The organism is Xenorhabdus sp. TS4 (assembly GCF_014467265.1).
GTDB lineage: Bacteria > Pseudomonadota > Gammaproteobacteria > Enterobacterales > Enterobacteriaceae > Xenorhabdus > Xenorhabdus ehlersii.
This window is the reverse complement of the sequence record NZ_NKHQ01000061.1, coordinates 18201-30687: the sequence shown is the minus strand read 5'-3', so window position 1 is coordinate 30687 and position 12487 is coordinate 18201. Positions and strand designations below refer to the sequence as shown.

The following is a 12487-nucleotide window of genomic DNA, read 5'->3' as shown; positions in this document are numbered from 1 at the left end:
TAAGGAAGACTTTAATCTTAGTGGGGCCGATTGGAGATTGAATTACCTTGAATGTATCCAGCTTTGGACAGTAACTCGTTAGCTAACATTCTGATTGCACCATCTTCATTATCGAGATTGGATTTTTTCTTTAACATATCAATATGCTTCTCGGCTGAACCACTAGGAAAAGCTGTGGCAAGTAGCTCTCGAGCTAATTTTCCGTCTAGAGTTTCATATAGCATGTTGCGAAGAGCTCGATTTTTTGGGGTAGAATTTAGAGCCCATAAAAGGCGTGGTCCAACCGTATTTTTCAAAAGTTGAGCAACATTCCCATTTGTGGTTTGAAAAACAGCCAGAAATGTGGTGCCACTGCCATCTGGTGCTGGGCCCCGCGTAGTATTGAGAAATTTATTCAGTGTTGATAGTGGAACATTGAAGACTTCTTCCAATACCTTGAAATCGCTGGGACGTACACGCATGAGGTATAAGGAGTTAGCTGACTCCAAAAGCTGTTGAGGGTAATCATCTAGATACTGAGATGCGAAAACAGTACGGACACCAAATTTACGTTTCTCACGATCTTCGGTCTGCAGAGCAGCCCACAACGTTTCGATTCCTTTGATATTGTGTAGTTCGTCCATAAATATGAGCTTACTTTCCTGATCCAATTGTTCGATGCGTTTTCTGTGTAGATCAATATAGCGAGAACCCAGATTGGCATATAACTCGTTTTGGTTTTGAGGCAGGTAAAAATCGTTTGCACCGGCAAGATGGCGCGCAAATTGATACATAATACCAGTGCGAATTTTTCCTGCTGGGGAATCATCACCAGATACGTTGTTAACATCAACAACTCGAATTCGTGTGTTAGGGCTGACAGTAAATCGGGTACGTCCAGAAATCAGTGGGTAATCAGACAGCGCCTGTGTGAAACAACGTGAAATATAATGCAACATAGACTCATTAGAACCTGGGCGGTTAACTTGTGCAAATGTTGTCCGCATTTGCTCTGTGTTGAGTGCACCCTGTAGATCATTAAGTTCTGGTACTGCCTGGGCTTGTGCAAGTGAGGCCTCATACACATAACTTTTATCAAATAACATGTCCCGAACTTCATACCACGTAGACAATTCCCACCATTGTGAATCATGTTCAGAAAGACAGCCGCTTTCTTTCAATGCATTATCCACTTCTGGGATTAGCGAAGGGCCATAGCGTAATGGTTCAGTATCACTATTCTTTTTGTAAGCAATATCTATGGCCATAGATATGATTTGTCTGCAAGCGGCAGCATCGGGGGGCATGTTAATTTGTGGATCAATACATAAACTGATCAACATTTTCAGCAGGTATTCACGTTCTGTACTAATTGGGTATTTCAAACCTAGAGATATATCGAATGGATTACGACAATGTTCAGCATCATTGCGCAAAATGATGCTAATTACTTTATCTAATTGGTCAGGGGGTAAACTATCCCTCATCAGATCATAGAATCCCTGAGCGGTGAAACCTTTATCAACCATAGCCATAAATGGAATTTCTGCACTGCCTGTGGATACTCCGTCTACATGCATTCTGTTGGCCAATAATGATTTGCCAGAGCCTGGGGCACCGGCTAATAATTCAGTATGTTTTTCTTGGATGCTACTGGCTAATTGCACCGGATAGGGTTTTCCGTCAATCGTTTGAAATATTACGTTCCCTTCGTTCCCCCAAGGACTTGCTGGCCGTTGTAGTGGCATTAGCTTTAGTCCTTCAGATAATGGTGGGAATATCAGGGTGGGGGCGCTGAAACTGGATGCTAACGGTAGTGTGTTAATCCATGCTCTAATTGGGTCCCCGAATGTTCGTGTGACACTAGAAACTCCCCACGATTGAATCGACTTTTGTAACAAAGTTAGATTCCGCTGCATTCTGCTTTTATCTTCATCCCATGAGCTAGCAGTAATGCTCATTATGCAAACGGGATCTTTTTTGTCTTGTGCAAGCAACCACGATATAGACTGATAAATATCGCGTAAGGAAGGGATAAATGCGACAAAACTTAGCAAATTATTCTTACTACGCAGCATTTCTCCTCCCCCAGGCATAAGATCTAAGCGTATACGCCATGGGATTTGACGAGGAACTTTCTTAAATAGCTGACTGAACGGTTCTGGGCGTTGAGGAGCCAATGTTATAGCTAATTGGCCATGATATAGTCCACCTACTTCAACAATGTTTCCTAAGGACTTCACCTCTGTGTCGCAATATTGAAAATTGAGATGAGGGGCAAGGCAAGCACTAATATCTTCACCCCGCATTTTTCCGTGAGGAATAACTCGATCACCAGGCAGTAATGGTTGCCAAGTTTTGTCTGTACTGGTTCGTTCAATTTCATCTCGGATGATGTAACCGGCTTCATGTGCGTCTAGTAGGCGCACCATAATACCTTCATTGCCGTCAGAAAGATCAGTCATCAATTTGTCGATAAAAGCATCGTGTCTTAGCTTCAATCCTTCGAATTCAGCATAAACAGGGTTTTGTCCATAGCGAGCTTCGGGAAGATCTTTAAATTGTTTATCTTGACGTTGGATTTCTTCTTTTTTTTCAGCGTTTGGTAGTGTTGCAATTGCGGTGTATACCGTTAGCCATACTCGTTCTCGCGCGAGATAGGGTGTCATTTTAGTAATCTGTTCATCTACAAGATCATCCAATGCAAGCCCTAATTTTTGGAACGATTGACGTTGCGGTGCAACTAATCGACTAATTTCTTCTCTGCCTCGCGTAGGGTCTCGTTCAAACACGATACTGAGTTTGTGTCCCATTGACTTGAAGTCACCTGTCAAATTGTCACGCAGTTTCAAAATGAAACGCAATAAACTATCAGGGTTTGGTGCTTCATTTGGTGTTTTTGGTTCAATTTCACTGAATTCACGAAATGCGCCTAATATCTCAAAGCAGGAGGCATAATCGTTGCTTTCGGTGACGTGGATATAGGGTGCATTTAATGATGGATGGCGAATTTTATCGTCTGGCGTTAATCCAATGACAGTTCGTAGATCACAGTACTGCGAAAAGTCTCGTCCTAACGTATAGCGAGAAAAATAAGCAAAGGCTTCTTCGATTTTATCAATAATCATATTTAGTTCCGAGAGCAATAATCACGATATAGATGTCTCCACCAAGTGGTACTAGTTTCCAGCTTGGTTGTGGCTAGTTTGCCTTTAAGTTGGGCCGGGTGTAGCACAAGTGCTAAATAGCGCCAACGTTCCAATAATGTAGGTCTGTGATCATCAGCTATGCGTTTGATAGCTTCTCCAAACGCTTGAGGATGAGATGTTCCCCAGATTTGTTGAACAGGTTTTTCATAGGAGGTTAGCCAGTTGAGCAGCGCTTTAGCGTCTTTCTGATAGGATTCATCATTTGAGTCTAATGCTTGAACAATCGCACGTTGTAGATGGTTAACATCTTCTGGGTTTAATGCAGGGAGATAGACTATAGCTCCAGCCTCCGCAGTGATGGTGTCTAATTGCCGCCAAGATTGACAAAGGGGATCTGCAACACCGAGGTTATTGGGCTGTGTATTTAAAGGATTATTATCACGGAATATGACTCTATTATTTTGTGACTTATAACCACAGAACTCGCAATAATGCCCACCTTTTTGAGCTATATCATTCAGTTTTTTTTGTTGGTTAGCTGATATTGTGTGTCCCGTTATATGGCGGGAAATAGAGAAAATTAACATATAAATTCCCTATAGTTAGAAGAAATATGACTGGATAGTTTTTCTTTCGAAATTGAAATCAATACAAGGAAATAGAAGTGGCCGACCTGAATAGATCGGCCATCAATGTTAGCCAACTGAAACTGGGTTGAGTCCCATCTGTTTCTGGCTACGGCTCGCAATTTGCTCGAGAGCAATAAGGCCCGCGCCAACTACGAAAAGAATAATGATATGTGTTGCTTTAATTTGTGGGTTGTTCTTTTTGGCAGACATGCAGACAATACCAACAGCAATAAAACCAATACCAAGAACTAGAGATGCTTTTACAATTGGTTCTTTTAATGAATAAACACCATTTAAAAGATTACTGACCATACCAGCAATATCATCATCGGCTCTTGCAACTGGTGACAATACTAGCCCTATAAATCCAGCAACAGCACTAAATGTGTATCGACGAACTGTTTCGGCCAGCAGAATAGCTTTAACAGAAACAAACAATGGGAGACTTTTTAGAAATTTTATAACGCTCATTACTACCTCTTTGTTTACCAATGAATTTTGATTGTATTTTGAATGGTATTAATCAGTTGCTGATTACTGGCAAGCATTGCGCCAATAATTAAGCGTTTAATACCACTGGATATGTCGTCCCCGGAGCTAAGACCGGTATGACCATCTTTTTGTGAACGGCGAAGGCGGAGCAGTCCTTGATAGGCATAAATAACGCCTACCCATTGAAGTAATGTGAGGACTGCATTTATAGCGACTGCAGCTGGGCCATATTTTCCTTCTGAGACATAAGCGATAGCACCGAATGTGATATCACCTAGTGCCATTTGGTTAGAAGTCGCATTCATTACGTTATGTAGTGCGATAAGGCACCCACATATTAAAATGACGCCAATTATTTTCCCAGGCTCATCTTGTAATTGACCTCGTCTTGCCCTGCTTGCAATATTGCTAAAGTGCCCGATGAGAATGGTTAGCCCGACGATAGCACCGAGGGCTAGTATCAATTGAATACCGACTTGGCTTATGTTGTTGACTGCGTTGGCAATCATTTGCACCAAATCCATAAATCTCCTTAGCGAATGATGCCAGCTGTGGTTACTACCTCACGCTTATGTATATCTATGGTTTGAACTGTGGCGTTTCCAATACGATCTCCTTGACGTAGTGCCCAAGTGCTTCCCTTATAATTTACCCATGCAAGCCCCGGATAAAGGCTGGCTACAGAAGCTCCATGAAAATTAGATTTTTTACTGCCGGTTTGGGGAGGTTTCTTGACAGTTGGTTTGGATGTTGTTGAATTTATTGGTGATACAGATGCCGATAGATGCTGTTGTTGAACTGAAAACTGCTGCTCAAGTGCTCGTAGTCGTTGATCAAGTGCTTTGATTCCTTCTCGATTATTTTCACTATAAGTTTGTAGGTTGTTGATACTTTCTTTAATTTCTCCAGTTTCTTCGCCTGTCAGGGTATTTTCTGATATAGGTGTGGTTGATGTTCCCTGAATAACAGGTACTTGTGATATTGAGGAATATGGCAATGCCTCAGTAAAGGAAGGCATAGGTTGTTCTGTTGCGGGTTCTTGAGATGTAAATTTTGGCGCATTGCTTGTTTGTTGTGGTGCATCTCTGGAAAAGACATATATTGCAATACCGATAAACATGACTACCATCATCACCAACTGCATGACAGTTAATTTTATTCCTAGCGGTAAAGTAATTAATTTAGATTTATTAGTTTGTTGAGAAGTTTTAGGGGGTTCGACATTCACATCTTCCGGTAAAGGTGTTGTTGGAGGGATATCTAAATCGAAACGAGAGCTCATTGATGTTCTCCTGAGGTTATTCTGGGTTCAGTGGGTGTGGAGGTGTTTTATTCACCCGATCACTCTCATACACACCTTTCATAAACTGGATTGCAATTACTTGATCTTTATGAACCATAACTTGTTTTACGGGGAGCTTGGCTGCATCACTAGCTATAATTTGGCCTGCTTGTTCACCAATTCCGCCGATAACGGTTCCGACAACAGCCGAGCCATTAACTTTTCCTGTTCCACCGGTGATTGTTCCACTTGGTGTGGAGATAATTTGTGTGTTTTGATCTTTGTAGAGCTGACCCACACCACCAATGCCGCTGGCAATTGCAGGTAAAATAATGCGGCTGAAATAGCGATTGTTAACCTCACTTGCAACTGAAGATTGAAGCGTATCGTCTTGTAACGCATATGCATCTACTTGATATTCAACACCGTTTAATGTCATGTGAGTTAGGTGAATCACAACACCATTTCCGGCCAGTTGTACCCCTTTGGTACTGAACGTTGCACCCTCTAAGAATCCTGCAGGGATATGAGCTAAAACAATTGAGTTAAGGTTGTCAGAATCAATAGCAGTATCAATAACTCCGGGCCTACGAGTGTTTGGCGGTACAATGATCTTATTTTGTAATGTGCTTTTCTCCATTGTTGTTTTGGCAGGTTCCAAAGGTTCATTACTGGGTAACCCTCTTGTCCAAGTGCTAAATGTATTGGCTTGGCTTGAACCATTTCCTTCGCTTTCTTGACCAAATGCACTGGCCAGTTGCATTCCCCCAGGTTTCCAACGCTCATTTAGAACTTTTAAATAACCTTTAAGGGCTGCTCTTTTATCCTCAGAAATACCATCAGGTGTTGTCGTTGGATTTTGTTGAAATTCAATAGGATGTGTATTGAGTTCTACAGATTGAGGGGCAATAGGAGGCATTTCGTATTTAACATCGCTCATTTTCAATGAGGCAACAAAACTGGTTCCATTAACGTCTGCCGTCTGGGAACCCAACTTGTTGGCTTGGCTCTGTAATTGTTGATATTGTTTGGTTTCAGTACTTTTAACAGAGGCGTTGTTTGCCACTTTGTTTAAATTGATATTAGAAGGAGTTGGGGCCGGTTTGTTAAGATAACCCCATAAGAGAAACCCCCCCCCGAAAATAAGCATTCCACCGGATAAGATCAGTAACCCAGATTTCTTACTATCGCTGGCAATATCTTTTTCAATGGCCATGTAGTTACTCCAGATTGATATTGAGAGTCGCATTACTTCCTTGGACTGAGAATACGACTTCTGGCGTGACAGGTAGTTTCCAAATACGGGTGCCGTCAGCAGAGGAAGACGTAGAAACAAAAGAGTCTCTAATCATATGGCGGGAGCGAATATAAAGGTCATCGCCCATTTGCCAGACGCTGGTCATTGGTACATCACCGCTAGTTTTAAGGCGTTTAGCTTCTTTGGGAGGAACGCCGTCTAAGAATGCTTGTAGTAAAGGATCTTCAAGGCTAATTTTTTCTCGGGCGATCGGAAGTTGTTTAGCTGCAGGGCCTCGTAAAGGAATACGCAAATCAAGCCGGCTATCTGTGATTTGTGCTTTGTTTGAGTTACCGGCTTCTCCACTAGAGAGTGAGATCACAATAGGAACTGGTAACCCTTGAAGATATACACTGACGCTGGCTGTGTCATAAGCACGCTTAGCTTGAACTGACATAATAGGGCTATTTGGAATGTATTTGATCTCAAAACCTGCCTCATTTCCGTTAATCGGAGGTGCTCCGATATTCCATGGAGCTCCTGTTTCATCAGTAAATGATACGGTGCTTGGGAAATTAGGAAGAGCCCGTAACAAGGGTAACGATGCACCAGGAGATAAGTTAACTGTGAGTGAGCTAATACGTGGTACTGCAGTTACTGGATCCCGACTTTCGCTACGTTGTAACTGATCAAATGTTTGATGTAATTCTGACACATCTTCTGGCGTCAAGGGGGCTACTTGATCAAGTGCATAAGACAATGCTGGCGATGGTAATGGGGCATTAGGTTCAGGGTTAACTGCCGATTGAACCGGTGTTTGCTGAATTGTAGATGTTTGAGCTGTAGGTGCTGACTGTATTTGAATGTTCATGCTTTCTGCAGGTTGCCAATTACTTGGGATTGGCGGTGCTGAGGTTGTTTGTGCAGAGTAACTACTAAAGGTTGCCAGAAGAATTAAACCAGATAGTGGAGTTTTTAACATTATGGAGCCTCATAGGTAATTAACTGGCCAACTTCTAAACCTGCGTTTTTCAAACGAGGATCGACTTGTTGAATTAATAGTGAAATAACAAAACCTTGTTCAGGTAAGGAGTTAACCTGCCCAACGAGTTTTAATTTTGTGGGATATTGAATTTTCCAAGCATAGACACCGTTTTCTAACGTTCCTTTGCTGACGACGACACCAGAAGATGTCATTGATGACATATTCATTTTTTTGTCTTTTATCGCGGACAAGATATTGGATTGAGTTAAAGCGGTGTAGTAGCTTTGAAAACCATCGTCAGAGAAACGAGGTATCAGGTTATTCATCTGAGAACGATAGTTAACAAAATCAAGTGTGAAGGCTTCTCGAATGACTCGGTTGCCAAAATCAACTACATCAGCATCACTATAAGCTGGTTTATCTGTTGGATGTAGCTGGATTACTCTTCCATCTTGAGTCGCAAAATATTTCACAGGAGGGTGTAATACAGCGTATACCAAGCATCCGATTATTATCATTGCTACGAATGTGCTAGCAGCGAACCAAACATTGGCTGTGAGTAATTTACGTGTAAATCCTACATTAAGTTGATTCGCGTTGTGCTGAGCAATAGCTGATGCATACGGATCAGGATTAATTACCGGAGTAATAACCTGTTCTTTTTCTTTCATGGAATATCCAGATTTTATATTTTCTCGGTATCCTCAAAGGAGGAAACTAGCGAGTGAAGAGATAAGAATCACCAGATGAATTAGAAGCGGAATGCTTCGGAGCTGGTGTTGCAGGAGTTCTTTGAGTTGGTGACGTAATTTGTGGCAAACTTTTCCCTATATCCATCCCCACTGGGCGTGAATTTTTCCCCATAAGTGGAGGTAAACTCCCCACTGGTGTATTTATAGAGCCGCTTAAAATAGGTGGTAAGTCTCCCCATGGGTCAATTTTACTGGGAATGTAATCTCGGATCTTATTGCGTGCGACTTGGCAGATTCTATCTTTAATTCCATTTAGAATTCCGCTCAAATCAGGGAAAGTTGGTACAGTAATTGAAGTACTGATACTACCCAAACACTGCTGTAGTTCTCTGGATATTTGGTTTTCACGTTGCGACCAAGATTCAGCCGCTTTTCGATCTCGTTCATATCCTATTTGTGCTCCAGCTTGAGCCGCTGCCCCCGCACGGCAATTTGCAGACTGAGCAGGAAGCGAAAAACAGCTGATCATAACCATGACCAATATAAGATAGTGTAATCGCATGATGCGCATGATGATTCCTTTATGCCCCTGGTCGTGGTGTTGATGGGGTAGGTTTAGCGGTATGTTCCACAATGTCCTCCCGGATCTGCGAGGTTTGCGACGGTGGAGTGTAGTCATTCGTAAACCCAAGTTGTTTGTGCAGAGCGGGAGGGCACTTTGCCGGGTCAACTAATGGAGTATAGAGGCGTTCTTTTTCATCTTTTAACCTGAATACAAAGGCATTATTGGCTCCGTCTTCATTATTGATTGCATTTCCATAACCAATGACTTTTGGCCCATCAGAAGTTATTGAATTGAGTGATAAATAACGGCTGCCATTTTCTCGTGTGCACAGCTTACCTAATACGGAATGATATTCACCTTGATAATGCACTACACCTTGTATGTATTCGCCTAGCCCTTTCACCAGAAGCAATTTAAGCTGATCTTCACTATCCATGGCTTTCATAAGTACGGTTCCCGCATCTTGAGTGTGGGCAGGTAATTTCATATCGGTTGGGCGTATCGCCGGAGGCTGTGAACCTTCACCATTAGATTTAAACCACAGCAGATCATTTGTTGGTGATGGTAAGTCCGGTACAGTTACGCCTGCTTTTGTGGCCAACTGAATTACTTGTTCTTGTATGGACTTAAAGTGATTCATATCATAAGCCATAAGACTGGCAGGGGGGGCTGATTGGCGTTCATTGCTGACAAGAAGCTTAGAATCAATCGCCGAAGTCACTTCCCACCGGTTACGATGAGTAGTGATTTTATGTGTTTTTTCTACCCCATTTTCGTCTACAGCAACTTTTCCTTGATCGTCTTTTACTTTGGCCAACACTGAGACTTCTTCACTGCCAAGCCATTTAAGTGTGGCAGCATCATTTTTACTTAATCCACTTTCAGGCATGATTTTCATTAAGTCCTTACCCCAGATATATCGTTCACCTTGTGCAGTTCGTAGGTGTACGTAATAGCTTTTACTTTCAGAAGGGTCAAAATTATATTTGGCAGGGCCATATCCCAAGATAGTTCCGGTGATACCAGCCTGACTTTCTTCACAGCTGGCATTCTGTGGGGTTTCCTGAGAAAGAACAGTCGGGCGTAATTCAGGTGGCATCTCTGCTAGTAATTCTGATGATGGCACAGTCGAAACGGGTGCTGATTTTTCGTTGGGTTCTGTAACAATACTTGCAACCGGGCTACCTACTGGTGTAGGTGTATCGTTTGGAGTCGGTTCGTTAGCAAGGTTTTTGATTGCTTCATCCAGCATGAGTTGTTGCTGTGGATTCTTCATTTTTACATCGAGGTTATATTCTGCGATGAGATTAATGGCGCGTTGTTTGAATTCATCACTACCTGTTAATTCGATACGACCGCGATAATGCTCCCGAGCGACAAGAAGGGCCGCAAGTATCATGGAATCATTCTGACTAGATTGAGCAGTTGCCATCACGATATGATTACTATGGTCAACAAATGCATCTTCACCGCTAAGCAGGTATTTTACAGAACGGCCATCATTGGCTATTTCATGTGTGATTTGTTGCATTAAAGCATCAAGGTCTATCGGTGCTAATTGGCGTGATGTTTCGATAAGAATCGCATTTTCTAACTGCTCATTCTGTTTTATTGGCTCTACATTACTTGCTAATTTCTCCTCTTCTTTTGCTAACTCTGCTGCTGCCGCTTCTTGATTTTGCAAGCCTGTTATTTGGGAATCCCGTATTCTATTGCGGAAGCGTGCTTTATCTTCCGATAACATTTCTTCGATTGAAGCCCGGCTGGAATTTAACCATGCTTTAGCGTCTTCATCTGCTGCTTGAGTTTTTTCTTTCTCGGGATTCGGTTCTGGCAGCTGTTGTTTACTAGTTTCAGTAACCTCTGTTGCTTCTGAGTTCTGAGCTTGTTGAACTTCCGTTGGAGCAGTTTGCTGTACATCTTGCTTGTTGTCTGCAGATACTGGCTCACTAATGACATCGGATGGTTCATTTTCACCAAGGGAAGCCTCTTGTGGTGCAATATTATCGTCATTAATTGACTCGTCATGCTCATTTTGAGCCGATTCCATTGTTGCCGGCTCTAATATCTCAGAAGGCTCAGGTACATCTTGTTTGGGCAGTTCAGATGTGATGTTTTCGAATTGGTGTTCTTGTTGTTCCTGTTCCATAACCTTTTCGATGATGTGGCTATAATCTGCATAATCATCGTTGGAGATGGAAGACTCAGGAGTAACGTTAATGTTTGAAGCGGATTTTGAATTATCTGATTCAAATATCTCGTTTTGCATTTTTGTTGATTCTGATTGGTTTTTTGTAGGGGTATCAACCATCTTAGGCGGCTCCATGTGAGAAGATGCTTGTATAGCTGTAATTACAGGCTGCAACTGATGTTTTAGTGCATTAATCCCTCTGGATTTATGAAGATCATTAAAATCCGTAAGACCTTTTTGACGTTCTTCGCCCGTAAATATTGGAAGAATATAATATCCCCCAGTTAGTTCAGCGGCTTGAGAAGCTTTTTCCTTGCCGGGATTACCAGGGCGTGTAGGTTTGGGGATATCATCATCGGCTAAAAACCATTTCGGGCTGTCGGAATAGCGTTCATGTAAAGCTTGAGCAACTTTAACTAAGTTGCCGGAATCAACGGCCATAACTACAGGATATTGAATGGCCATTGCGGCACTTGTTGCGGTTGAGTAACCTTCGGCAAATATGATCGGCGAGCCATTTTTTAAGGTGCCGCCAACCACATAGAAATTACCTTCTTTTTCTCCACCTGTTGTGAGGCGCTTATCTCCGTCAGGGTCGATAGTTTGTAGTGTTCGAATATTACCTTCGACATTTGAAAGAGGGACAATTAGATTATTTTGAGTGTCCAGATGTACACCTTTTGCAGCCATAACTCCTTTACGTAATAGATAAGGGTGATTGTGTCCCGCCTGAGGAAGTTTGTTATAGAGAGCAGCAACTTCTTTGGCTTTGGAGTTTTGTTTAATACTTGTTTCTCTGTCTCGACGTAACTGTTCCTGAGCGGCGATAGCCTTAAGATGAGCTAGTTTTTTAGGGTCAGGTCTAGCTGATTTTGAGGACCATTTTTTTAGGTCACCTCCGTCGCGATGGTCAACAAACCACCCGTTTGGGTAACCATCTTCATGTCCGACATAGACACCTGATTTCTTCCCCGGTCCATCACCAACCATACTAATTCGTTGTTTTTTTCCATTCATGACTGGGTTGCCTTTTAGCTTACCTCCATGTGCACGAATGAAGTCTCCAAAATCTTGTCTATGATTACCTTCTGTAACTAACGTGGTATCCATATGCCATTTTGACAATTTTTCAAGATCTGCGCCAGGGCGAGCTAACCACAGTTTTTTTTTGACATCGAACTCTAGAGCATTTTGGCCATTCTCAAGTTTTCCAGCTTGTTTTTTGGCTTCTTGAAGTTGTTCTATAGGAATTACTAGATAGGTAGGTTCAGTCGCTTTCATTACAT

10 protein-coding genes are annotated in these 12487 nt (G+C 42.2%); all 10 read right to left on the bottom strand.

The genetic code is table 11. The features are described 5' to 3' along the window. Positions 1-17: 17 nt before the first annotated feature. The 10 genes from Xets_RS13990 to Xets_RS13945 all read right to left on the bottom strand — a co-directional run bounded on the left by Xets_RS13990 (position 18) and on the right by Xets_RS13945 (position 12482). The gene (locus Xets_RS13990; protein WP_187651924.1) at positions 18-3107 is read right to left on the bottom strand and encodes an ATP-binding protein; all 3090 of its coding nucleotides are present in this window, start codon (positions 3105-3107) and stop codon (positions 18-20) included. 2 nt (positions 3108-3109) lie between these two features. After that, entirely contained in the window at positions 3110-3715 is a 606-nt protein-coding gene (locus tag Xets_RS13985) for a hypothetical protein (RefSeq protein ID WP_187651923.1), read from the bottom strand. Positions 3716-3823: 108 nt separating this feature from the next. Then, positions 3824-4228 carry a DUF6750 family protein gene (locus Xets_RS13980; protein WP_187651922.1) on the bottom strand — a complete coding sequence of 135 codons (405 nt, stop codon included), beginning with the start codon at positions 4226-4228 and terminating at the stop codon, positions 3824-3826. 14 nt (positions 4229-4242) lie between these two features. After that, positions 4243-4773, bottom strand: coding sequence for a conjugal transfer protein TraQ (gene traQ, locus Xets_RS13975; protein ID WP_187651921.1), 531 nt, complete (start codon positions 4771-4773; stop codon positions 4243-4245). Between the two features lie 8 nt (positions 4774-4781). After that, entirely contained in the window at positions 4782-5531 is a 750-nt protein-coding gene (locus tag Xets_RS13970; protein ID WP_187651920.1) for a hypothetical protein, read from the bottom strand. A 16-nt stretch (positions 5532-5547) separates the two neighbouring features. Next, positions 5548-6747, bottom strand: a complete 1200-nt coding sequence (gene traO / locus Xets_RS13965; protein ID WP_187651919.1) for a conjugal transfer protein TraO — start codon at positions 6745-6747, stop codon at positions 5548-5550. A 4-nt stretch (positions 6748-6751) separates the two neighbouring features. Continuing rightward, positions 6752-7750 (bottom strand): DotH/IcmK family type IV secretion protein, encoded by a 999-nt coding sequence (locus tag Xets_RS13960; protein WP_187651918.1) that lies wholly within the window; start codon positions 7748-7750, stop codon positions 6752-6754. After that, the gene (locus Xets_RS13955; protein WP_187651917.1) at positions 7750-8424 is read right to left on the bottom strand and encodes a DotI/IcmL/TraM family protein; all 675 of its coding nucleotides are present in this window, start codon (positions 8422-8424) and stop codon (positions 7750-7752) included. Before Xets_RS13955 ends, Xets_RS13960 begins: the two co-directional genes overlap by 1 nt. Positions 8425-8470: 46 nt before the next feature. Then, a complete protein-coding gene (locus Xets_RS13950) occupies positions 8471-9016 on the bottom strand; it encodes a hypothetical protein (protein WP_255430651.1) in 546 nt (181 codons plus the stop codon). Between the two features lie 10 nt (positions 9017-9026). Further along, positions 9027-12482, bottom strand: coding sequence for an LPD7 domain-containing protein (locus Xets_RS13945; RefSeq protein WP_187651916.1), 3456 nt, complete (start codon positions 12480-12482; stop codon positions 9027-9029). Positions 12483-12487 lie beyond the last annotated feature (5 nt).

Excerpts from the sequence above, each read along its gene's own strand:
- Xets_RS13950 (WP_255430651.1), bottom strand. The coding sequence starts at position 9,016 with ATGCGCATCATGCGATTACACTATCTTATATTGGTCATGGTTATGATC.
- traO (WP_187651919.1), bottom strand. The coding sequence starts at position 6,747 with ATGGCCATTGAAAAAGATATTGCCAGCGATAGTAAGAAATCTGGGTTA.
- Xets_RS13985 (WP_187651923.1), bottom strand. The coding sequence starts at position 3,715 with ATGTTAATTTTCTCTATTTCCCGCCATATAACGGGACACACAATATCA.
- Xets_RS13955 (WP_187651917.1), bottom strand. The coding sequence starts at position 8,424 with ATGAAAGAAAAAGAACAGGTTATTACTCCGGTAATTAATCCTGATCCG.
- Xets_RS13970 (WP_187651920.1), bottom strand. The coding sequence starts at position 5,531 with ATGAGCTCTCGTTTCGATTTAGATATCCCTCCAACAACACCTTTACCG.
- Xets_RS13960 (WP_187651918.1), bottom strand. The coding sequence starts at position 7,750 with ATGTTAAAAACTCCACTATCTGGTTTAATTCTTCTGGCAACCTTTAGT.
- Xets_RS13990 (WP_187651924.1), bottom strand. The coding sequence starts at position 3,107 with ATGATTATTGATAAAATCGAAGAAGCCTTTGCTTATTTTTCTCGCTAT.
- Xets_RS13945 (WP_187651916.1), bottom strand. The coding sequence starts at position 12,482 with ATGAAAGCGACTGAACCTACCTATCTAGTAATTCCTATAGAACAACTT.
- Xets_RS13980 (WP_187651922.1), bottom strand. The coding sequence starts at position 4,228 with ATGAGCGTTATAAAATTTCTAAAAAGTCTCCCATTGTTTGTTTCTGTT.
- traQ (WP_187651921.1), bottom strand. The coding sequence starts at position 4,773 with ATGGATTTGGTGCAAATGATTGCCAACGCAGTCAACAACATAAGCCAA.